This is a genomic window from Actinomycetota bacterium, from assembly GCA_030018275.1.
Taxonomy (GTDB): Bacteria; Actinomycetota; Aquicultoria; order Subteraquimicrobiales; family Subteraquimicrobiaceae; genus Subteraquimicrobium.
The window spans coordinates 26620-48840 of record JASEGB010000012.1 but is presented as its reverse complement, the minus strand read 5'-3'; the positions used below and the strand labels follow the sequence as shown (position 1 = coordinate 48840).

The following is a 22221-nucleotide window of genomic DNA, read 5'->3' as shown; positions in this document are numbered from 1 at the left end:
TTGCTTCAGTAAGCTCTCTTGAGATTACATTGAACTCTTTCAATTTAATTATCACTTACAATTCTATTTCTCAAGCTTATGGCTGGATCATTGCTTCAGTAAGCTCTCTTGAGATTACATTGAACTCTTTCAATTTAATTATCACTTCTTTTCTATTTTTGGGTGGTTGTTTAAATAGTTCAATAACAATAATTTCGCCCGCATCTATCACCGATTCGACCACAAGTTGAATTTGCCGTTCGATGGCTCGTTTCTTTTCGAGATTCGATAAATGTTCCTGAAGCGATTTTGGGCGAAGTTCTTCTAATTCTCTCAGATAACTTTTGGTGTTGGCTAATTTTCTGAAAATCAGATCCACTCTTTTTATCTCAGGCATTATTTCCCCTTTAGAACGTATTCCTTGGTAAGCTCTCGGTATTTTTGCTCATCTTCGCTCACTTTGGTGGCATATAATTGAAATTCGACAAAGCTATCAGGATTTTCTTCGTAGAGAGGGATACCATCTCGAGCTATTTCGTAGATCAGAACCGAATCAGCCTCATTAATGAAGGTGACATCAATTTCTGTTGGAAAGAGCAGGGAAAGTTGACTGATAAGAGCAATTTCTTCTTTGGAAGTCAAATGACGGGTTGTCCTTATGGCTATGTCAATATCGCTTCCTCGCTTGGGTAGATGCGTAGCGTAAGAACCAAAGAGGACGATCAAATTCAAATTATATTCCTTAGCTATTTTGGCTAACTTACGCTTAGGAAGTCTCATTTTAAAGATTCCTTCCTATTTGTTGCCATGATTATAACATAAACCTTTCATTTTAGATGTATAGCGAGTTGCTTAGAAGGATAACAGTAATTACCTTTCAGCAGATAAACTCATAAAAGGAGTATTAATACTTGATTTTGTGATAAAAGATTGGTATCAAAAGAGAGTAAAATATTGGTGGTGTGACACATGGAAATGGGCAGAAAGAAAATCATGTTTCTGGAAACCAGACCGCAATTTTTGCTGCTGACACCGGTTTGTGTCTCAGTTGGTTTTGCTGCAGCTGTTTATGAAGGATATTTCAATGGACTGCATCTGGTACTGGCTCTAATTGGTGCTCTTCTGGCTCACATAAGCGTCAATGTCCTCAATGATTACTTTGATTACAAGCGGGGGACGGATTTACTCACGGTTAAGACCCCATTTAGCGGGGGGAGCGGATTCCTACCCAAGGGATTGGTAAAACCCGAAGATGCCTTCAAGCTTGGATTCGGCTCTCTGATAATCGGACTGATCATCGGGGCATACTTCATATACAATTACCTAGTTCTACTACCCATCGTCGCTTTAGCTGCATTTTTGATCTATGCTTATACCCCACTTTTGACAAAGGTTGGGGTCACGGAAGTGTTTCCGGGGCTCGGATTTGGTCCACTTATGGTCATAGGCGCCTATGTTACACAGCTTCCAGTTGGGAGTTTCCCTATCTCGCCCACTGTGATATTAGCCTCGATTCCAGTGGGGATACTCGTTAGCAACCTACTCTTTGTAAATGAAATTCCAGATTACGACGCGGATTTGAAGACGGGAAGAAGGCATGGAGTCATACTCCTGGGAAAGAAGATGTCTTCAAGAGCTTATGTCCTGTTCCTTGCCCTAGCCTATGCATCCATAGTCATACCGGTAATTCTCAATCTCCTACCCCCATACGTCTTACTTGGTCTGGCAACCATTCCAATAGCCGTAAAGGCGAGCAAAGGTGTCTTAAAAAACTTCGATCAAACCGATAAATTGGTTCCGAGCCTTGGTCAGAATGTATTGGTGGTATTGGCAACACCCGTATTGGTCACGATAGGCTTTTTAATTGCGGCAATTTAGAGTTGGAGGGTAATTTGTCCTTCCTTTATTTCTTAGTTTTTATAATCTTCATCTTCATTCTCTCGAAGTCGTCTAATGCCGTTCTCATCAGAGTCAAGAGGATCGCCCGACTTCTGGGCGTGTCCGAAATCACAGTGACCCTCCTCGGGCTATCGATTCTTGCCTCTTTACCGGAATTTTTGATCTCGCTCTTCGCAGCCTTGAGACATACCTCCAGTGTGTCCTTGGGAACGATCCTTGGATCCAACATCTTTGCCCTCCTTGTGGTGCTGGGAATAGCTGCTCTCATTAAACCCTTTCATGTGAAAATGGTCATAGAGGAGAGGGATGGGACCTGGTTGTTACTTTCCAGTGCCATCTTACTCATCTTCGCTCGGGGTGGTATAAATCGCTGGGAAGGAATAGCCCTAGTAGCTTTGTATCTCCCATATATCTATTCGGTCTACCACAAGGAAAGAGGAAAGAAAAGATTAGTCACTCCCTTAAAGAAGCGCCTGAGCAAAGGTAAAGAGATATTCGCCCTTTTGTTCATCACACTGATCATGCTCGGCAGTGCTGAACTGGTCCTGCGCAGTGGACTCAAGCTCGCGGCGGCTTTCCACGTCCCCGATGTGATAATGGCCTTGATCTTGATTGGAATTGGGGCTTCCATCCCTGAAACCACGATAGGAGTGCTCTCTGCGTTAGATAAGCACACGGAGGTCACCCTGGGCGACGTCTATGGTACCGATATTTTTACAGGACTGTTCATCCTCGGGGTCTGTGCCATCGTCTCGCCGATTCCGGTGAGTCCTCTGATTCAAGACTTTACCATCCCATACTTCATCCTGGGAACGATCATTCTCCAGCTTTTTTATGCCATGGGGCATAAGGTTGGACGCCTGGAGGGTTTCTTCCTTCTACTGCTCTACGCATACTTCGCCCTTGTCCAGCTGGGCATTCTACCAATGGTGTAGCTTTCAGCGAGGAAATCTTTAGGTAGAATGGGAATCACATGGTCTTCATGCATTTTAGTATTCTTCGATAGATTTTCAGGATGGCTTCCCTATTAAGGGGACCCGCATTTGAGGCGGTGACCTTCTCCAGGATTTCCCTCTCCCGCTCGATATCGAGGTGGGGGAGTCCCCCTTCGATCTTGAGTTGTTTGATAGCTGAGACGAGCTCAGCTCTTTTATTTAGATACTCCACAATTTTCAGATCTATCTCGTCTATTTGACTTCGTAATTTTTCAATCTTCTCTTCGATTTCGCTCATTATCGCCTCCTAGCCCTACCTATTATTCCCATTCGATGGTGCTGGGAGGTTTTGAGCTGATGTCGTACACGACCCTGTTTACCCCGGGAATCTCATTTATAATGCGGTTGGAAATCCTTTCCAAAACCTCGTACGGGAGACGAGCCCAATCGGCGGTCATGGCATCCTCGGAGATCACAGCTCGAACGACGATGGGATAGGAATAGGTTCTTTCATCTCCCATCACTCCCACGGTACGCACACAGGGAAGCACCGCAAAGGATTGCCAGAGCTTCCTGTAAAGTCCGGCGCGTTTTATCTCCTCCTCAACTACGGCATCGGCTTCCCTTAAGATGTTCAACCGTTCCTCGGTGACTTCCCCAACTATCCTGATGGCGAGACCCGGTCCCGGGAAAGGCTGACGCCAGACGATCTCCTCCGGAAGTCCTAATTCCTCACCCAAAGCTCGAACTTCATCCTTAAAAAGTTCCCGCAGGGGTTCAATCAATTTAAAATCGTGCTTAAGGGGAAGTCCACCCACGTTATGATGGGTTTTTATCTTTGCCGCATCCTTCGTACCACTTTCAATGACATCGGGATAGAGAGTGCCTTGAACCAAAAATTTAACCTCCCTAAGCTTTTTCGCCAGCTCCTCAAAGGTTCGAATGAACTCTTCCCCTATTATCAAGCGTTTAGACTCAGGGTCTACTATACCTTTAAGTTTATTCAAGAATCTCTCTTGGGCTTTGACGTGGATGAGATTGATTCGAAAATGCTTCCTGAAGGTCTCCTCGACTTGCTCTGCTTCGCCTTTACGCAGGAGTCCATGGTCAACAAAGACACAGGTGAGATTGTCGCCGACGGCTTTATGGACGAGGATGGCTGCCACCGCTGAATCCACTCCCCCGGAGAGACCACAGATGATTTTGTCATCCCCCACGGTTCTCTTTATCTCCTCGATGGATTTTTCGATGATGGAGACCATGGTCCATGAGGGAATGCAATTGCACGCATTGTAGAGGAAATTCTTCAGGATATCCATACCATATGGGGTGTGAATTACCTCGGGATGGAATTGAACACCATAGAGCTTATCCCGATCATTTTCCATGACAGCAATGGGGGTGGTCTCTGTGAGGGCGGTGGCTTTGAAACCGGGTGGGGGAGTCTTCACCGAATCGCGGTGGCTCATCCAAACATTCTGCTTCCGCGGTAGTCCATCAAGGAGCAAGGTATCCTCTCGAGCGGCGAGCTTCGTTTTACCATATTCACTTTTGCCGGTTCGAGCCACTTCTCCCCCCAAGAGGTGAGCCATGAGCTGCATCCCATAACAGACCCCCAGAACGGGGATACCCAACTTGAAGATTTCGCTGTTACAGCTCGGGGCTTCTTTTGCATAGACGCTTGCGGGTCCACCTGAAAGGATCAATCCCCTCGGTTTTCTCCTCCTTATCTCCTCCATGGAGATATCGTAGGGAACGATCTCCGAATAAACCTTACACTCCCTGATCCTTCGGGCAATGAGTTGGCTGTACTGGGCCCCAAAATCGACTACCAATACCCTCTGCAAATCACCTAAATTAGTCATTAGATTCCCCTCGTTCACCGTTGACCTTGACCGTTCACCGTATCGTAAAAAGATTTTCTGTGAACCGTGAACGGTGAACGATTTACGAACATTAGGGGATTGTCATCCCCTGGATTTTCTGGAGTAACTTGCCCTCCGTCTGGATGGATGGAGCCACAATCACCTCCGCCTTCTGGAAGGATTTGATGTTTTCATATCCACAAATAGCCATAGAAGTTTTAAGGGCACCAAAGAGATTTAAGGTGCCGTCATTTTCGTGAGCGGGACCGATCAGAATTTCCTTTAAACTGGCTGCGATTCCGGCATATACCCTGGTGCCTCTAGGTAGCTCGGGATGGAAGGTAGCCATCCCCCAATGGTAGCCCCTCCCCGGAGCCTCCTCTGCCCGAGCAATGGGGGCACCGATCATCACCGCATCGGCACCACAGGCAAAAGCCTTTGCGATGTCTCCCCCCGTTCTCATCCCGCCATCGGCGATAACCTGAACATATTTCCCCGTCTCATCGAGATGTCTCGTTCTCGCCGCGGCTGCATCGGAAATCGCCGTTGCCTGGGGTACACCCACCCCCAACACCTGACGAGTGGTGCATGCCGCACCAGGACCAACCCCTACCAAAACCCCGACGGCGCCAGTGCGCATTAGGTGGAGGGCGGTAGCATAGGATGCGCAACCTCCTACGATTACGGGGATATCAAGGGAGGCGATGAACTTGTAAAGATCCAGAGGTTCGCATCGAGAACTCACATGTTCGGCGCTGACCACCGTACCTTGAGTGACGAGGATATCGAGTCCCGCCTCCAAAGCGATTTTATAGTAACGCTCAACCCTTTGAGGGGTGAAGGAACCAGCGGCTATAACTCCCGCTTCTTTGATTTCCCGAATTCGTAGGGCAATCAATTCCGGTTTTATTGGCTCCCGATAGATCTCCTGTAATTTTCGGGTCGCCTCCTCGTCCGAGAAACCGGCGATTTCTTGAAAAATTGGTGCCGGATCTTCGTAGCGTGTTTGTAGCCCCTCCAGATTTAAAACGGCAAGCCCCCCTAACTTCCCCATCTCAATGGCGAGTTTTGTATTCACCACGGCATCCATGGCAGAAGCCAAAACGGGCAATTTGAAATGAAAACCTCCGATTTCCCAAGAAATATCGACGTCTTCCGGATCCCTTGTTCTTCTACTGGGAACAATGGCAATATCATCGAAACCGAAAGCCATCCTTCCCTCCTTTCCCTTACCGATCTCCATTTCCATGTCCTAATACCACCATCAAGCCTCTCATAATTTCCAAAACTTGAATCTTCCCTTTAAAAAACAACCCAGAACGTTTTAACCTAAATTTCTAGGTCAAGTCCTGGGTGTTTAATCCGCTTTGAACTTCCGCCACCTTACTCTTTACCTTTGTATCAGGATTTAAAATTAATTTATCTTAGCACCCTAAAAGAAATGGTGTCAAGATTTTTGATTCTCGTCTCCGTGGGGATTTCCTTCCATGGGACACAAATTTTAGAAGATTTTATGGGAATGGATTATAAAATGGTGGAGGTAATTGCTTTGAAGGGGGACTGTCCCCCTCAGGAAACTGACCCCCTTCAAAAACCCGCGAGTTCTTACATCATGCCCCCGGGGGGCATACCCGCAGCAGCTTTCTCTTCCTCGGGCTTTTCTGCAACCAAGGCCTCCGTGGTGAGGACCATAGCCGCGATGCTTGCAGCGTTCTGAAGAGCGCAACGCGTTACCTTTGCCGGATCGATGATCCCAGCCTTATTCATGTCGGTATATTCTCCGGTCATCACATTGAGACCTTGTCCCTTTGGTAAGGACTTGGTCTTCTCCACCACAATTGAGCCCTCAAAACCAGCGTTGGCTGCAAGCTGGCGCATGGGCTCCTCCAAGGCACGCTGGACAATTTCAATCCCGGTGATCCCATCCTTTGACAAACCCTTCTTATCCATCTTCTGGAGAGCGGGGATGGTGTTTATGAGCACCACTCCTCCACCGGCTACGATTCCCTCTTCAACCGCAGCCTTAGTTGCGGATAGAGCATCCTCGATGCGGTGTTTCTTCTCCTTGAGCTCGGTTTCAGTGGCGGCACCGACTTTGATTACGGCGACTCCACCGGCGAGTTTGGCCAAGCGTTCCTGCAGCTTCTCCCTATCGTATTCGGAATCACTCTTCTCGATTTCCGCCCTTATTTGATTGATGCGACCCTTTATGGCTTCGGGATTACCCTTCCCCTCGACGATTGTGGTATCATCCTTTGTTACCTTGATCTTGGCGGCTCTTCCGAGCATATCCAGAGTGGTATTTTCAAGCTTCAATCCAAGTTCCTCAGTGATTACCTGACCGCCAGTAACAATGGCGATATCCTGAAGCATGGCTTTTCTTCTATCGCCGAAACCGGGAGCCTTTACGGCCACACTCTGAAAGGTCCCTCGAATCTTGTTCACCACCAAGGTAGCCAGGGCTTCACCCTCCACATCCTCGGCGATGATGAGTAGAGGTTTACCAGTTTTCATCACTTTCTCCAGAACGGGAATGATATCGGAGACGGGTGCAATCTTCTGATTGACGATGAGAATATAGGGCTCTTCGAGGACAGCTTCCATTCGCTCGGAATCGGTGACCATATATGGAGAGATATATCCCTTGTCGAATTGTAGACCCTCCACGATATCGAGCTGGGTTCCTATGGTTTGCGATTCTTCAACGGTTATTACACCATCTTTGCCCACTTTCTCCATGGCATCCGCTACCAGATCGCCGATTTCTTGGTCAGCAGCGGAAATTGCTGCAACGGAAGCGATTTCATCCCTGGTCTTGATGGGTTTACTCAATTTCTCTATTTGCTCGACGGCTGTGTCCACCGCCTTTTCAATGCCTCTCTTTAAGAGCATGGGATTTGCCCCAGCGGCAACATTTCTCAAACCCTCTCGAATCATGGCTTGAGCCAGGACACAAGCCGTGGTGGTTCCATCGCCCGCCACATCCTGAGTCTTGGTTGCCACTTCCTTAATGAGCTGGGCGCCCATATTTTCATACACGTCTTCCAGGTCGATTTCCTTAGCAACCGTTACTCCATCGTGGGTGATGGTGGGCGTACCGAACTTCTTATCCAAAACAACATTTCGTCCCTTAGGACCCAAAGTCACCTTTACTGTATCTGCCAGCTTATTTGCCCCTTCTTCGAGAGCCCTTCTCGCCTTCTCATCGAACTCCAAAATTTTTGGCATAAACATTCACCTCCCATTATTTAACGATAGCTAGGATATCATCTTCACGCAAGATGAGGTATTCCTCGCCCTCGATTTTAACCTCAGTTCCGCCATACTTGGAATAAATTACCTTATCTCCAACTTTGACTTCCATCGGCACCCGCTTGCCTTCCTTGTACTCACCGGGTCCAACGGCTATTACTTTGCCCTCTTGGGGCTTTTCCTTTGCGGTATCCGGAAGAACAATTCCGCTTTTCGTCCTCTCTTCCTTTTCAGAAGGTTTTACTACCACACGATTTCCTAAAGGTTTTAACTCCATAATCTCGCCTCCTTTATAGAATTTTAGCAGTCTTCGCATGAGAGTGCTAATTTTTCAATCGATATCTTACAACATCAAAAAAATTAATTCAACAACATTTTTTTAAAAACGCTCCACTTCCCACCAGGAGACATAGTAAAGCAAAAAGGTCACCATAGCGCAGGTAAAATGTACTGCCCTCAGTGAAGTATCCCTTACAGGCGAGGATTCGCCTGTCAAAAAGAGCGGTCCTCTTAAAGATACACCCATGAGGATCGATGATTGCAGATACACCTGTATTCGCAGCCTGAATAGCATATATCCCATTTTCCACCGCTCTCAAAGCTGTTATCTGTACATGCTGCTCAGCAGCGGCCGTTCTTCCGAACCAGGCATCGTTGGTTATGGTTATGAGCAACTGCGCTCCTCTTGTGACCATCCTCCGACAGAGCATGGGATTGGCGGATTCGAAACATATGACCACGCTGAATTTGCCCTTATCGATGGTGAAGACGGTAAATTCCCTCCCGGGATCTACATCCTTTCCCAGACCGGCTATGGTCTTTATCCGTGAAAAAATGGGTCTTAAGGGGATATACTCGCCAAAGGGTACCAGGTGTAATTTGTCGTATCTCCCAACGACTTCCCCCAATGGAGAAATTAAGAATGCGGAATTATATTGCTTCGCGTCCTCAAGGTGAAGGCTTCCGATCAATAGATAGCATTTCAATCGACGTGCGATGTCCTTGATCTCACCAAAGAAATATCCTTCCTCAAGGAGATATCCAGGAACAGCCGTTTCGGGCCAGATAATTAGATCAGGATTCCCTCTCCCTGCTTCCAAGGTGAGATTGGTATGAATCGTTTCGATATCCTCTTTCCCCTCGAAACTCCATTTTTCTTCCTGAGGGATGCTGGCCTGTACCGCAGATACTTTGAGACTCCTGTCCTTAGAGATACCTGATTTGAGTGAATAAAAACCCCACATTAGGACAAAGATTAAGATCGTGGCAACCACACATACCCTTTTCAGAAGCGCTCGCTGAATGGTCGATTTGTTGCCAATTAAATAAAAATAAATCTCTAATAAAAGCACATTTATCATCAAAATCACATAAGATATGCCATAGACACCAGTTATCCTCGCCATTTGAATGAGGAGAGGGTTGGTCTGTTGGCTGTAGCCAAGGACACCCCAAGAAAATCCCCAAACTCCCATGGATCGCAGATATTCTAAAGCCACCCACAAGGCTGGAATGGTGAATAAACGCGCCCAGGGACTTGAGTGTTTAAGAGTTTGAACTCCAAAAGAAAAACAGGCAATGAAAAGGGCCTCGAACAAGGCTAAAGATATCCAGGCGATAAGAGCAAATATACCCACCCACCTACTTAATTGAAGCATCCAGTAAGTTAGACCACCGAAAAAGATGATACCGGAGATCAAACCGAGGAAAAAAGCCCGCCTGCCAAACTTTGGCGAAACTTCATGGATGGCTATGAGTAGTGGCAAAAGACCGACCCAGACCAGCGCTTTGTAGTTGAAATTGGGGAAGGAAAGTACCAGCAGAAATCCAGTGATGGCAGCGAAGAGAAGGTGCTTTATGTACATGGCGCTAACCTTCTATTACTAAAGTTATCCACATTATTCACAGAAAAACGAGTTATAAGTCAAGGGTCATGAGTCATGGGCTAAAATTGTATTATTAACAAGATGGGTTAACACCATGCTTAAGAACTTTTCATAGGCGAGGCTCCGACACTTTCTTAACACTTACCCCTCCCTGAATGTCTATGATGTAACCTGGCTCGCTAATAGTTCATTTTAACTCCACAAAGGGGAAGATTCGGATCTACATTGGCATCGAGAGAAATTCTTTCCCCTTTTAACCATCGGTAATATCCCGCGCAGGCGATCATTGCTGCATTGTCCGTGCACAAAGGAATTGAAGGATAGAAGAGCCTCATTCCCACTTTCTCCATCTCTTGTCTGAATCTTTCGCGCAGAGAGCTATTTGCCGCAACTCCGCCACCGAGGACAACTTTATCAACACCTCGTTCCTTCGCCGCTCTTAAGGTTTTATGTATCTGAACATCAATTATGGCCGCTTGAAAACTGGCACAGAGGTTGGGGAGGGATATTTCCTCCCCTCGCTCCTTAAGGCGGGTGACGTGGTTTAAAACCGCTGTTTTAAGACCGCTCAGGCTAAAATCGTAATCTTCCGTTTTTAGCATCGCTCGTGGGAATTTGATTGCCCGGGGGTCACCCCGCTTTGACAAATCGTCGATGATGGGACCTCCCGGATAACCAAGCTTTAAGAATCCTGCTATCTTATCGAAGGCTTCTCCCGCGGCATCGTCCAAAGTTTCGCCCAAAAGTTCGTATTTTCCGTGATCCTCCATATAGATGAGGCAGGTGTGTCCCCCCGAGACCACAAGGGAAATGAAGGGAGGTTTAAGATCCGTGTGTTCCAAAAAATTGGCATAGATATGTCCCTCTAGATGGTTCACGCCTATGAGGGGCAGACCGGTGGCATAAGAGAGACTTTTGGCCGCGGCGAGTCCTACCAACAAAGCCCCCATTAGCCCCGGGCCCAAAGTGACGGCTAAGGCGGTCAAATCCTTCAAAGCTACACGCGCCTGGGAGCAAGCCTCGGCAATAACCGGATTGATCAGTTCCACATGCTTTCTTGAGGCGATTTCCGGAACGACGCCACCGAACTTTCGATGAAAATCCACCTGAGAGGAGACAATATTTGACAGAATTATCTTTCCGCCGGCGATTATAGCCCCAGCTGTTTCATCACACGATGTTTCTATGGCCAGTATGAGCCTCTCAGTCAATCTCTTCACCATCCCTAGTCATGGACATGGATAATGATAGAACTGTACAAACAGGTCTTTAGACCTGTTACGCTAACTAACAGACCTAAAGGTCTGTTTCTACGAGACCTTCAATTCTCTCAATTATATTAATATTTAGGCTTCGCCCCGTTTTTTCCAGCAGCTTTTTATAGTTAGGAGAAGTGATATCTCCGGTCCACATGACTATTGCATCCTCATTGTTGTCCGAGTAATAACCCTTTCTTACCGCCACCTTATAAAAACCGAATTTTTTATAAAGATTTTGAGCGACGAGATTCGACCTCCTTACCTCCAGGGTCAACCACTGAATCCCACTCTTTATAGCCCATTTGGCCATGGTGAGCATCAAAGCTTTCGCTATGCCACGATTCCGATAGGCTGGATCCACCGCAAGTGTTGAAATGCGTCCCTCACCCCCGACGCGTAACATCCCGCCGTATCCCACTATTCTCCCTGCCCGTCCGGCCTGTAGGCTCGCTCGCCAGTGCTTCAGGACGCCTCGCCCCACTCGGCTGGCGGGGGCGCGGGTATCAGTAGATGGACTCAGAATCCTTGCCACAACATAGAAAGTGTAACCCGATCGAGCAAGGTCATGCTCAAACATGGATCGAGTCCAAGGTCTAGGAAACACGGTCCTTTCAATCTCGCATACGCTTTCAAGATCGATATAAGTCATTCTGGAGATTTCAATGGTTTCCATGGGGAAAACTTTCCTTCCCTGCCTGCCCGGCCCCGACACGTCGGGGCTCGTCCCACCTTCCCCTCAGCTTCCGATAAACGAACATAAATGGGAACTACCTGGAAAATCTCTTTACCCTCTCCCCCAAGAAGCTTATCCATAGCAAGAGCAATGAGATTCGACGCCTTGGGGAACCAAAGCCACGGCGGAGCAAAATCCACCGAGGAACCTAAGGAATTTTTGAGCAGGTCTCCGTAGGGATATAGTGCATCTCCCACCAAGACTACCCTTTGCTTATATTCTTTCAATTTCGCACATAAATCCCATGGGGACATAACTTGATAGGGAGTAATGAGGTCAAACTTGCCACCCAAACACCTATAAATTGCGCTGTAAACTTCACCCCGCTTGGCGTCCAAAACGACGCAAACTAGCTCCTCCCCAAAGGTAAAGGGGTAGGCTAAACAGTCCAATGTCGAGATACCCACAAGAGGTAGGTTTAATGCCTGAGCAAGAATCTTGGCCGTAGTGACCCCAATTCTCACCCCCGTAAAAGAGCCCGGTCCCAATCCAACGGTTAGTCCTCGGATGTCACCAATGGAAAAGTCGCTCTGCTTAAGGAGATAGTCCACCATGGGAATGAGCCGTTCCATGTGTGCACGCGGGGCATACATGGTGAGCTCACCGTAAAGCTTATCTTCAGTTCCTATGGCCACCGTGCAAGCATCGGTAGCCGTATCGAAAGCTAATGCTAGCATGTTCTTCTCCCCCTGCAGCTCAATTCTAAGTTTGCTAGTTTGCCCTTTGCTTGATTTCCAACCAACTAACAAACGAGCCAACCAGCCAACTGAAACCACTTCCTCACTCTTCTGGTTTTATCCACTCTTTAATCGCCTTTTCCCAGCGAGGACCATGGGGAAAAATTCGTAGCTCTCTAACGTTCTCGTCCAAAAGCCGTTTAAATGATATTTCTAAATAATTGGATGGAAGAAGGGAAACTACCTTATCCCCCCACTCGATCACCGTTATCCCATCGCCAAAGAAATATTCCTCGTATCCGAGGTCTAGCATTTCCAAGGGTGAATCCAGGCGGTAAAGATCAAAATGGTATAAAGGTAGAGTATTTTTATACTCTTTAATGAGATTAAAGGTGGGGCTGGTAATTCTCCTCTTGATTCCCAAGGCCTCGCCCAGACCCTGGGTAAAACAGGTTTTCCCCGCCCCTAGATCCCCGGTTAGACTGATAACATCGCCAGCATGAAGAAGGGAGGCAAGCCTTCTCGCCAGTTCCTTAGTCTCCTCTGGAGAATGGGTTACAACCTTAAATGTGCTGTGCGGCAAGGAAGAGACCCCTTTAAGAGTTTTCGTGAAGCTATATTGCGCTCAAATGAATCTTACAACCTAGTTCTTCGAACAAAAGTCCAGCCGTCTCCGAGATGATATTGGCGCAACGCTTCACGTGTTCCTCGCTTTTGAAATCCATCTTATTGAGAACTCTGCAACAGGTACTCCCAAACTTGGTCACAAATCTCTTGTGAAGCTTAGAGGCGTGGTCATAAGCTGGATGTTTATCACTCTTTGGGGATCGTCGTCCATGGAGCAAACCAATGGCGATAATGGCTCCAGCCAAAGCTCCACATAAGCAACCCGATCTGCCTATGCCACCTCCAAAGCCTGTAGTTAAAGGGAGAACCTCATCGATGGGACGACCAGTTAGCTGGCAGAATGTGACTAAGACTGATTCTGCGCAATTAAATCCGCTACGAAAATTTTTCTCCGCTAATAACCTAGCCTTCTCAGCATTCGACATCTCAGTTACAGTCCAAAGGTTGTAATCCATCAAAAGAAAAGATACACGATTCGAAAATGGGCGATTTTAACTGAATCGTGTATCGTACATCACGCTAAAATAGTCCCATTTGCTCCGGTTCAGCCGGAGGGGGTTCCACACCCTTGGCCAAAAGCTCCTTTAATTTGAGAAAATCTTCTTCTAGCGCCGATAAATTCGTCCGCATATGGAGAGCCGCTGCCGGGTGATATATGGGAAATATATAGTGACCTTTCCCTTTGAATATTCGTCCATGAACTTTAGACATGGAGACACTTTTCCCCAAGATTACCCGCGTAGCAAAATTTCCCAAAGTACATACCACTTTCGGTTTTATGATTTCTATCTGTTTGAACAAATAGGGGGTGCAAGTTCCTATTTCCTCCGGTAAAGGGTCTCGATTTTGAGGAGGACGACATTTTAAGACATTTCCGATGTACACCTGCTCCCTTTTCAATCCTATGGAAGCGAGGAGTCTATCGAGGAGTTGACCGGCTGCACCAACGAAGGGCTCTCCCTGTAAATCTTCGTAATAACCCGGTGCCTCGCCCACGAACATCAAATCCGCATTTTCATTACCTACCCCAAAGACGAGATTGGTACGAGTGTTGCCCAGAGCACACCTTTGGCAATCCTTTATTTTCTCGTAGAACTGTTGAAGGGTCTCGGGCAAATCTTATCCTCCTTTACATCCCTCGCAGCTGGGTGCATTGCAAGTGCTACAGGAAGAGGTGAAAACCTTTCTTTCCCCCGAGCTAAAACCGAAGGTTGAGAAGAGCTTCCTCAAGTTTTTAGACTTACAACGAGGGCATCGAGTGCTATCCTTTACCCCCATACCGACCAAAACCTCAAACTCATTGTCACAAGAAAGACACTTATATTCGTAAATGGGCATTTTAAAACCCCCGTTCACGGTTCATCGTTCACGGTTCACAGTTATTAAAATAGGATGCACGCTGAACGATAACGGTCAACCGTTATGATTTTACCAACTTTAAGAAACTCGAGCAATTTTAGAACCAGATTATAGCCTAGACATAATTCACGCTTAATAATTCGATAAGAGTGTCCTGGAAGGCGCATCTTAAGAGAACCGTTAAGCGAGCAAGACTCGAACAGCGGCGGCAACGGCCCGACCCGAACTTATGGAGGGCGTTCGCCCTTAAGAGAGCAGCGAGTAGGCTCGCAGCAGCTAGCGCCTGTAAGGATGGCTCTTAGAGGTCTATTTATGCTTAGGGAAACAACCAGATTATTTGAACTCAGTGACTTCCAAGGGGTCTCGCTTTTGAGGTTTAGTACCCACATAAGCGGGATAACCTATGGGAATCAAAGCTAAGGGTCTTATGTGCGCTGGCAGCTCCATTGCTTGAATTGCCCTTCTCTCATCAAAGGCACCCACCCAACAGGCTCCAAGTCCCTCGACATGAGCGGCAAGAAGTAGATTCTCGATTGCGGCGGCGGTATCTTGGATAGCATATAGTGCAGTGCCCCGAGTTCCATAGCCACTTGAAGCCACCCTCAGATCGGCACAGACCACGATCAGGATGGGGGCTTCAGCCACAAAGGATTGATGAAAAGCAGCTTCCGCCAATCTACCTTTGAGTTTCTGATCACGAATGACCCAAAATCTCCAGGGTTGAAGATTTCCCGCCGAGGGAGCCTGGCAGGCTGCCTTCAAAAGCTTCATGACTAAATCCGGAGGTACGTCTTTAACCCTATCGAAATCTCTAACGCTTTTTCTACCGTAGATGGCTTCATAGACCTCCATTTTGCCTGCCCCCTTACAAATTATTCAACCTCTTTTTTCAACGCCCGATTCAGAGCTAACACGATGGGAACTACTATGATTACCGCCATTATAATTTCTGGAATACCATGAGTTACCCCAACCATATAGGCTGCTTCCGGAGGAAATTCCTTCCCAAATCTTAAGACGATGAGACTGAGTACGCCCACGGTGTTCGTTAAAGTTCCGGTGATGGCTGCCACCGCAGTCGCCAATCGCCTTGCCTTGATCGCTCTGTAAATGGAATAAGCAATACCCAAGGATATTAAAGCAATCAATACCTTAAAGATTGAAATGATTGAGGGATTGCCCAAAGTGGATTTATTCGCCTTTGTCAAATACGAAAGACCGTAAAACATTCCCGAAAGACAGACCAGTCCAACGATAACCCCAAAAAGCGGAGCGAGCCTTTTGCTTCTCACGGCCATAAATGTGTATGCGGCGACCACACCAATTAAGATTCGGGGGACAAATGCTATAAGAGGATCCTTAAAGAAAGGTATGGTTGCCCTAGTCCAGCTGAAGAGTCCAAAGATGAAACCGACCAATCCACCTATTATCGGACCCTCAACGATTCCGGCGATGATCGCGGGAATGTGCATCAAAGTCGCAGCTCCAGCGGGTGTGGGTACGGGAACAAAACCCACGGTCGCACCCAAAACAGCCGTTAGGGCACCCAGTGTCCCTACGACTGCAATATCACGTGTTTCAATTTTCATGGTTATTACCTCCTCCGTTCCAGTTCGCTATGGATACCAGACTTCGGATCAGTCAATCGCCCATAAGGGCTAGTCAATCACTCGCTTCGCGAGTTAGTCAAGAGTCAAAAGATTGGTTCCTTTTCGACCTTGGCTTGCTTTGCCTCCAATGCATTAATCATACTCGTTAGCATGAGATAATTCTTGAATGCTTGCCCTTTGTTTCCTCCATATCCCTCCGCTATATTCGCAGGAATAGAAATTGCCGCTCGAATCAATTGCTGCTTGACGATTCTTGCATCCTCGGTCACTGGAAACATTCTGCTTATTTTGAGGATTTTCTTTGCTAGATTATGACTATTGACTGTCTTGTAGGGCGGGAATTCCAGCTATGGATTTTGCATTCCTCACCGCACGTCTTATGCTCGTGGAAACCACCTCAGCCGCTACTACTCCAATGCCATCCTTCTCAGCTTCAATTTCCCCAGTAGCAAGAGCAAAGATAATATCACCGTCGTACATCGTATGAACCGGATTGATGGCTCGAGCTAATCCATTGTGAGCCATTCGAGCTAACCTATTCACCTCCTCCTTGGACATCTCCACATTGGTGGCGACCACAGCTAAAGTGGTATTCCTGCCTGTCGGCAGACATGGTCTTCCGAAGGCTTTGGGGATGGGGTGACTTTTCATGAACTCAGCCGTATTCAAATATCCTCCTTTAGGGGAACGAGCCCCAGCAAGAATCCCACCATTCTCGGCGAGAACATCCCCAAAGGCATTGACAACAACGAGTGCCCCTACCACTATTTGATCATATAAGTTGCAACTGGCTGTACCTATCCCCCCCTTCATCCAAGATTTCGATCCCAATATTTTACCGATGCTTGCACCCGTCCCCACACCAACACTGCCTTCTTCAACCATCGTCGAAGCATCCAAACAAGCTTGATAACCGGTCTCGGAATCCGGTCTTACCGATGGATCTCCAACGTTCAAATCGAAGATCACCGATGTCGGAACGATGGGCACCTTTCCAAAACCCGTTTCAAAACCGATCCCCTTTCCCTCAAGATACCTCATCACACCATCGGCGGCTCCCAAACCAAAGGCACTTCCCCCGGTAAGCAGGATGGCGTGCACCTCGGAGACCAAATTCATGGGAGCGAGTAAATCGGTCTCCCTCGTGCCGGGCGCACCTCCTCGAACCTCAACACCAGCAACGGTCCCCTCGGGGCATAAGATCACGGTGCAACCCGTTATGGCCTCGATATCTGTATAATGTCCCACCTTTATCCCGGAAACCGAAGTAATCACGAAATATTCTTCCCTTCAAATCGACTTAAAATCCCTCATGCATCGGATTCTCCTTGGCTTAGGATCAAATCGGTAATCTCGGCGACCATACTCACCCTATTTTTGAAGGTGACCTCCAGCAGACATACATCCTCCCGCCCTTTAATTTCCCTGACCCATGGGCTAGAAATCTTCCCCATTGTAGCCAGGACAAGACTGGGGGCATCGAGCGCGGCCTTTACAGCTCCTTTAAACCTCTGAGAGAAGAGCTCCATCTTCCCAATCTCGTCTATCACTATGACCTTCCCCCCTCGAATCGCATCTTCTAAAGCCGAAACACCCACCCTCTCAAATTCGTTCACATCAACTCCATACTTACTAACTCGAAATAGACTTTTTATCCCCACGTGAGCAAGGACTCCCTCTTTCCCATCCAAAGTGATAATCTTAAAACCCTTCCTTATACCGCCTTCCCTCATTTCTTCGGTGTAAAAACCACCGGCATCGCACCGAAGTTCTTTGAGTACCCGTTTTATGAGGGTCGTTTTACCCACCCCGGGCGAACCGGTTATCAAAATGTTCAAGATAGTCCTCCCATTATTTTATGGGATTATTCGGATTGTCGTCTGGACCGAGACCTTCTCATAACCCACAGCAGTTAACTTTGCCATTATTATATAATCCCCGGTTGGAACTTGTTGCCCATCGTAATCCTTCTGAAGCCAGGTTGCGTGATAAAGCTCCTCTTCGTCGGGTTTTAATGTTTTCTTGCTCAAAACCTTGGTGAAAAATTTGTCGGCAGACCATTTCCAGATTTCTTTCTTCTCCAAAGATTCTATGAGGATGTCAAACTCCTGCCCGGACATGAAAACAAAAGTTTCGGCGGATTCTCTCACATTTTTGACGATGAAGTGCATGGATATCTTTTCCCCCACCTTATATTCCTTTTTGGGAAGAGCGATGGTGAATTGGAGCCCATGGGCTTTTATACTCTTTTTGTATTTGAAGGGATCCTCATGCCTGCTATAGGTGCCCATCATCCTCAATAGAATAAGTACGACGAGGACAAAGAGGGACCAAATGAGCAAAATGAGCAGCGTTTTCCAAGGATAAATTTTTTCTCTTAAGAAAGTGAGGCCGGATTTTGGAAATCCCATCTTCTCCTCCCCAAACCACATATTAACTTACTTTAAGTTTGGTAAATTTCCCTAGATAACTTTTTATCTGCACAAATACTGCATCTTCCATAGCAAATGTAAAATGTAAAACTAAAAATGCAAAATGGCAAAGTAAAATCCAAAAATGATGATCTATCGATAGTCCATTGTCGATGGCCGTAAAAATTTTACCAAAGTACAGTTAACTTGCAAACCATTGCGCAATTTAGTCCCATACCAAAAGTTTTTAGGCAATATAGATCCTTGGCACCCTTTTGCCTATCATGCACACGATCTCATAATTGATGGTTCCCAGGATATTCGCGAGTTCATCCGCTGATATTTGATCGCCCCCCTGCTCACCGATGAGCGTTGCCTCGATTCCTGGTCTTACCTCGGGGATATGTCCCACATCGACCATGAGTTGATCCATGCAGATATTGCCGACCACGGGTGCCCTCAGACCTTTTATTAGCACATGGCTCTTATTGGATAAAAGTCTGGTATATCCATCCCCATATCCTAGAGGAAGAACAGCGAGGGTTGTCTTCTTCTTTGCACGATATGTGAGCCCATAGCTCACACCTTCTCCAGCCGAAAGAGGTTTAACGAGGGAAACAAGGGCTTTAAACTGCAAAGCTGGGGCTAGATTGATCTTTTCCCGCGTGGCTGGGGAGGGGTGCAAACCGTACATGGCTATTCCCATCCTGACCATATCCAGGTGAGTCTCGGGGAAAAGTATGGTAGCCGCACTATTTGCCGCATGCTTTATGGGGATATTGAAGCCCCTTTTTCTCAGATCGGACAGAAGGTTCATGAATCTCTCCAACTGTAGCTTCGTATATTCATTTTGCACCTGATCGGCCATCGCGAAGTGAGTAAATATACCCTCAACTTCAAGATATGGTAGAGTTTTGAGAAACTCAAGGAATTGAGGTATCTGATGCGGGAAAAGACCAAGGCGATTCATGCCAGTATCTACCTTTACATGAACTTTAACTTTTTTATCAGCCTCTCGGGCTTTCGAGGAAAGTTCCTCCGCTATCTCCCTGGAGCAGATAGTGGGAATGAGATCATATTTCACGGCAATTTCACCAGCAGATGGTGGAATTTCACTTAAGATATGGATGAGGGCTTTTATGCCTGCCTTGCGTAACTCCAATCCTTCCTCGACTAATGCCACACCAAGCCGTTGTACTCCACTTTCCAACGCCACCTGAGCGACCTTCACAGCTCCATGACCATACCCATCGGCTTTGACCACGGCCATAAACATGGTTTTCGATCCAATGAGGGTCTTTAGAATCTTGATGTTCTCGCCAATTGCCTTTAGATTTATTTCCACCCAGACCGGACGCCTGTACCCCATTTTCACCTCTACATTTGCACTCGGAAGCCTCTAGTCCACCCATCTTTGGATAATCATGCAGCAAATTGTGAAATTATGACCATGTATAGTAATTGAGCTGGGTCGCAATTCTTAAGTGTTCTCTATTCTAAACCATAGGAAAATGTAAAAATCAAAGATCAAAAATCAAAATTACAGATCAAAATCCAAAAATATTTTAAGTCGGACATAGGACTTTAATTTTGAATTTTACATTGTCATTTTCATTTTGAGTTTTAAATTTTGAATTTGAAGCTCCTGGTTTTAGATTTATGACCCATGTATAGTAATTATATCGAGATTAAGCTCATATTTTTGTTGGACACAATAATAAGTGTTACCAATGTGCATAGACATTGCAACTACATACTGCCTACTACCAATTTGATGGCTTTGGGCAAATAATCTATCAAATCGGAAGCGATTAGACAATACGGAGTGACATCCTCGGCCGCTAAATCCCCTGCTAAACCGTGGATGTAAGTCGCCAAAACGGCAGCATTATAGGAGATCATTTCCTGGGAGAGAAAACCACCAATCAGTCCGGTGAGTACATCTCCGGTGCCCGCGGTGGCCATACCCGGATTTCCCGTGGGAACAATCGTGGATTTCTCCTCACAACTGACGATGGAGCGTGCTCCCTTGAGAACCACTACAACATTCCACAAAGTGGCAGCGCGCTTGGCAAACCCCAATCGGTCACTCTGCACTTCGTCGGCAGTAGTTTTAAATAATCGGGCAAGTTCTCCCGGATGAGGAGTAATGATTGTGGGAGTCGAGCGTTTTGCAAGTATCTCAGTCGCGTCGACGAGGGCATTTAATCCATCGGCGTCCAAAACCAAAGGACATGATGCACTTGCAACGAGCTTACGCACCAGATGAACCGTACTCTCATTTAAGGACAAACCCGGTCCCATGACCAAAACATCAAAGGCCTTTAAAAGCTCATTAATCTTATCAAAAGCTCCTACATCGAGGCTTCCGTGAGGCGTTTCGGGAAGAGGTATCGTCATAACCTCCGTAAGCTTCTGCTCAAAAATGGGATTTAAGCTTTGTGGTATCCCCAGAGTTACAACACCTGCCCCGGATCTCAAAGCCGATAAGCTTGTCAAAATCGCTGCTCCAGTCATCCCCAGCGAGCCAGCGATAACTAAGACTCGGCCACACTCCTTCTTGTGGACATCGACCTCCCTGCTGGGAAGAAAATCCTTTATCTCCCCGATGGAGGGAAGGGTGGTCGTGCTCACCCCTTTGACAATTTCTAAAGGTATTCCGAGATCGACCACTTGCAGATCGCCAACAAAATTTGCTCCCGGATATATCACCAATCCCACCTTGGGGCAAGTGAAAGTAACGGTCTTATCCGCAACCACACATTCCCCATGAACGTGCCCACTATTAACTTCTAAACCGGAGGGAACATCCACGGAGATGACCGAGCGGGCAGTTCGGTTGATTATCTCTATTACTTCACTTGTGAATCCCTTCACCGCTCCCTTGAGACCTATACCAAAGATGGCATCTATGAGTAAATCGGCTTGACTTAAGGAGGCTTCAAAATGGCTCAAGGTATTAGAATCCAAAACTTCATATAGGATGGAAAGAGCGTTTAAAGATCGGAAGGCATCGGATGCATCCTCGGCGAGTTCTTCACGGGAAGCTAACCCAAAGACTATGACCTTCACGCCAGCTTCATGAAGAAAGCGAGCGGCTACGAATCCATCGCCCCCATTATTTCCCCTGCCACAAACAACAATGACCTTCCCTCGTTGGGAAACCATTTTCAAAACTTCCCTGGCCACCGCCTCCCCAGCTTTTTCCATGAGGATACGAGTGGATATCGCCAGTTTTCGGATGGCTTCCTCCTCAATCTGCTGCATCTCTTCGCCAGTTACGATGTACAAGTATCCTCACCCCCACCCATGGCGAGAGCAAAGGCAATGGCACTTTCCTGGCTAAAGGAAAGGCTGATGAGGATATCTGAAACTCCCTTTTCTTCGGCTATTGAAGCTGCCTTCCCTTTCAATCGAACGAAGGGCTTCCCAAAAGAATCTCGACAGACTTCAAGATCCGTCCACTTTATCCCCCTAAGACCCGTTCCCAAAGCCTTCAGAACAGCTTCTTTGGCTGCGAAACGCGCTGCAAAATGAAGGTGGGGTCTTAACCGACTCTGGCAATATTCCTGTTCCTGGAGGGTAAACAGTCTGGATAGAAGACGGGGATATTTTTGGATGACCCTTCCCATGCGGTGAATTTCCACGATATCCACACCGATTCCCTTCACCATATTTCTCTGGAACCTCAGGTCAATTTGGCTGCTTAGCAATGTAATAATGCTCTAA

The 22221-nt window shown here is 46.9% G+C and carries 26 protein-coding genes; 2 read left to right on the top strand and 24 right to left on the bottom strand.

The genetic code is table 11. The features are described 5' to 3' along the window. Window positions 1–76: 76 nt before the first annotated feature. Entirely contained in the window at window positions 77–376 is a 300-nt protein-coding gene (locus tag QMD66_06140) for a DUF86 domain-containing protein (protein ID MDI6822418.1), read from the bottom strand. Further along, on the bottom strand, window positions 376–759 hold the full coding sequence (locus QMD66_06135) for a nucleotidyltransferase domain-containing protein (protein ID MDI6822417.1): 384 nt from the start codon (window positions 757–759) through the stop codon (window positions 376–378). The genes QMD66_06140 and QMD66_06135 overlap by 1 nt, the downstream gene beginning before the upstream one ends. Window positions 760–954: 195 nt before the next feature. On the opposite strand from QMD66_06135, the gene QMD66_06130 reads away from it, so the two are divergent. Continuing rightward, window positions 955–1857 carry a prenyltransferase gene (locus tag QMD66_06130; GenBank protein MDI6822416.1) on the top strand — a complete coding sequence of 301 codons (903 nt, stop codon included), beginning with the start codon at window positions 955–957 and terminating at the stop codon, window positions 1855–1857. 14 nt (window positions 1858–1871) lie between these two features. After that, complete coding sequence (locus QMD66_06125; GenBank protein MDI6822415.1) at window positions 1872–2813, top strand: sodium:calcium antiporter; 942 nt, start codon at window positions 1872–1874, stop codon at window positions 2811–2813. Between the two features lie 34 nt (window positions 2814–2847). Here QMD66_06125 and QMD66_06120 read toward each other — a convergent pair whose 3' ends face one another. The 22 genes from QMD66_06120 to QMD66_06015 form a co-directional block, all read right to left on the bottom strand. After that, window positions 2848–3111: a chorismate mutase gene (locus QMD66_06120; protein MDI6822414.1), complete on the bottom strand. Its 264-nt coding sequence runs from the start codon at window positions 3109–3111 to the stop codon at window positions 2848–2850. Between the two features lie 22 nt (window positions 3112–3133). Continuing rightward, on the bottom strand, window positions 3134–4678 hold the full coding sequence (gene guaA, locus QMD66_06115; GenBank protein MDI6822413.1) for a glutamine-hydrolyzing GMP synthase: 1545 nt from the start codon (window positions 4676–4678) through the stop codon (window positions 3134–3136). Window positions 4679–4769: 91 nt separating this feature from the next. Then, window positions 4770–5927 carry a GuaB3 family IMP dehydrogenase-related protein gene (locus QMD66_06110; GenBank protein MDI6822412.1) on the bottom strand — a complete coding sequence of 386 codons (1158 nt, stop codon included), beginning with the start codon at window positions 5925–5927 and terminating at the stop codon, window positions 4770–4772. A 356-nt stretch (window positions 5928–6283) separates the two neighbouring features. Continuing rightward, entirely contained in the window at window positions 6284–7906 is a 1623-nt protein-coding gene (gene groL / locus QMD66_06105) for a chaperonin GroEL (GenBank protein ID MDI6822411.1), read from the bottom strand. Window positions 7907–7922: 16 nt separating this feature from the next. Next, window positions 7923–8207 (bottom strand): co-chaperone GroES, encoded by a 285-nt coding sequence (gene groES, locus QMD66_06100; GenBank protein ID MDI6822410.1) that lies wholly within the window; start codon window positions 8205–8207, stop codon window positions 7923–7925. Between the two features lie 88 nt (window positions 8208–8295). Continuing rightward, a complete protein-coding gene (gene lnt / locus QMD66_06095; GenBank protein MDI6822409.1) occupies window positions 8296–9795 on the bottom strand; it encodes an apolipoprotein N-acyltransferase in 1500 nt (499 codons plus the stop codon). Between the two features lie 200 nt (window positions 9796–9995). Further along, window positions 9996–11027, bottom strand: a complete 1032-nt coding sequence (gene tsaD, locus QMD66_06090; protein MDI6822408.1) for a tRNA (adenosine(37)-N6)-threonylcarbamoyltransferase complex transferase subunit TsaD — start codon at window positions 11025–11027, stop codon at window positions 9996–9998. 85 nt (window positions 11028–11112) lie between these two features. Next, on the bottom strand, window positions 11113–11748 hold the full coding sequence (rimI, locus tag QMD66_06085) for a ribosomal protein S18-alanine N-acetyltransferase (GenBank protein ID MDI6822407.1): 636 nt from the start codon (window positions 11746–11748) through the stop codon (window positions 11113–11115). Beyond that, a complete protein-coding gene (tsaB, locus tag QMD66_06080; protein MDI6822406.1) occupies window positions 11721–12485 on the bottom strand; it encodes a tRNA (adenosine(37)-N6)-threonylcarbamoyltransferase complex dimerization subunit type 1 TsaB in 765 nt (254 codons plus the stop codon). The genes rimI and tsaB overlap by 28 nt, the downstream gene beginning before the upstream one ends. Window positions 12486–12588: 103 nt before the next feature. Beyond that, on the bottom strand, window positions 12589–13068 hold the full coding sequence (tsaE, locus tag QMD66_06075; GenBank protein MDI6822405.1) for a tRNA (adenosine(37)-N6)-threonylcarbamoyltransferase complex ATPase subunit type 1 TsaE: 480 nt from the start codon (window positions 13066–13068) through the stop codon (window positions 12589–12591). A gap of 31 nt (window positions 13069–13099) precedes the next feature. Then, window positions 13100–13537 carry a C-GCAxxG-C-C family protein gene (locus QMD66_06070; protein ID MDI6822404.1) on the bottom strand — a complete coding sequence of 146 codons (438 nt, stop codon included), beginning with the start codon at window positions 13535–13537 and terminating at the stop codon, window positions 13100–13102. Window positions 13538–13631: 94 nt separating this feature from the next. Continuing rightward, window positions 13632–14228: a uracil-DNA glycosylase gene (locus QMD66_06065; protein MDI6822403.1), complete on the bottom strand. Its 597-nt coding sequence runs from the start codon at window positions 14226–14228 to the stop codon at window positions 13632–13634. Window positions 14229–14231: 3 nt separating this feature from the next. After that, entirely contained in the window at window positions 14232–14450 is a 219-nt protein-coding gene (locus QMD66_06060; GenBank protein ID MDI6822402.1) for a zinc ribbon domain-containing protein, read from the bottom strand. A gap of 354 nt (window positions 14451–14804) precedes the next feature. Continuing rightward, a complete protein-coding gene (locus QMD66_06055; GenBank protein ID MDI6822401.1) occupies window positions 14805–15323 on the bottom strand; it encodes a nitroreductase family protein in 519 nt (172 codons plus the stop codon). 20 nt (window positions 15324–15343) lie between these two features. Then, window positions 15344–16060 carry an ECF transporter S component gene (locus QMD66_06050; protein MDI6822400.1) on the bottom strand — a complete coding sequence of 239 codons (717 nt, stop codon included), beginning with the start codon at window positions 16058–16060 and terminating at the stop codon, window positions 15344–15346. Window positions 16061–16164: 104 nt separating this feature from the next. After that, window positions 16165–16428 (bottom strand): four helix bundle protein, encoded by a 264-nt coding sequence (locus QMD66_06045; GenBank protein ID MDI6822399.1) that lies wholly within the window; start codon window positions 16426–16428, stop codon window positions 16165–16167. Continuing rightward, window positions 16397–17356, bottom strand: a complete 960-nt coding sequence (locus QMD66_06040) for a P1 family peptidase (protein MDI6822398.1) — start codon at window positions 17354–17356, stop codon at window positions 16397–16399. The genes QMD66_06045 and QMD66_06040 overlap by 32 nt, the downstream gene beginning before the upstream one ends. Window positions 17357–17391: 35 nt before the next feature. Then, window positions 17392–17919 (bottom strand): NTPase, encoded by a 528-nt coding sequence (locus QMD66_06035; GenBank protein MDI6822397.1) that lies wholly within the window; start codon window positions 17917–17919, stop codon window positions 17392–17394. A gap of 18 nt (window positions 17920–17937) precedes the next feature. Beyond that, the gene (locus QMD66_06030; protein MDI6822396.1) at window positions 17938–18492 is read right to left on the bottom strand and encodes a BsuPI-related putative proteinase inhibitor; all 555 of its coding nucleotides are present in this window, start codon (window positions 18490–18492) and stop codon (window positions 17938–17940) included. Between the two features lie 247 nt (window positions 18493–18739). Then, window positions 18740–19861: an alanine racemase gene (gene alr, locus QMD66_06025; protein ID MDI6822395.1), complete on the bottom strand. Its 1122-nt coding sequence runs from the start codon at window positions 19859–19861 to the stop codon at window positions 18740–18742. A 380-nt stretch (window positions 19862–20241) separates the two neighbouring features. Further along, window positions 20242–21783, bottom strand: coding sequence for an NAD(P)H-hydrate dehydratase (locus tag QMD66_06020; protein MDI6822394.1), 1542 nt, complete (start codon window positions 21781–21783; stop codon window positions 20242–20244). Continuing rightward, window positions 21771–22166 (bottom strand): holo-ACP synthase, encoded by a 396-nt coding sequence (locus QMD66_06015; protein ID MDI6822393.1) that lies wholly within the window; start codon window positions 22164–22166, stop codon window positions 21771–21773. Before QMD66_06015 ends, QMD66_06020 begins: the two co-directional genes overlap by 13 nt. Window positions 22167–22221: the final 55 nt, after the last annotated feature.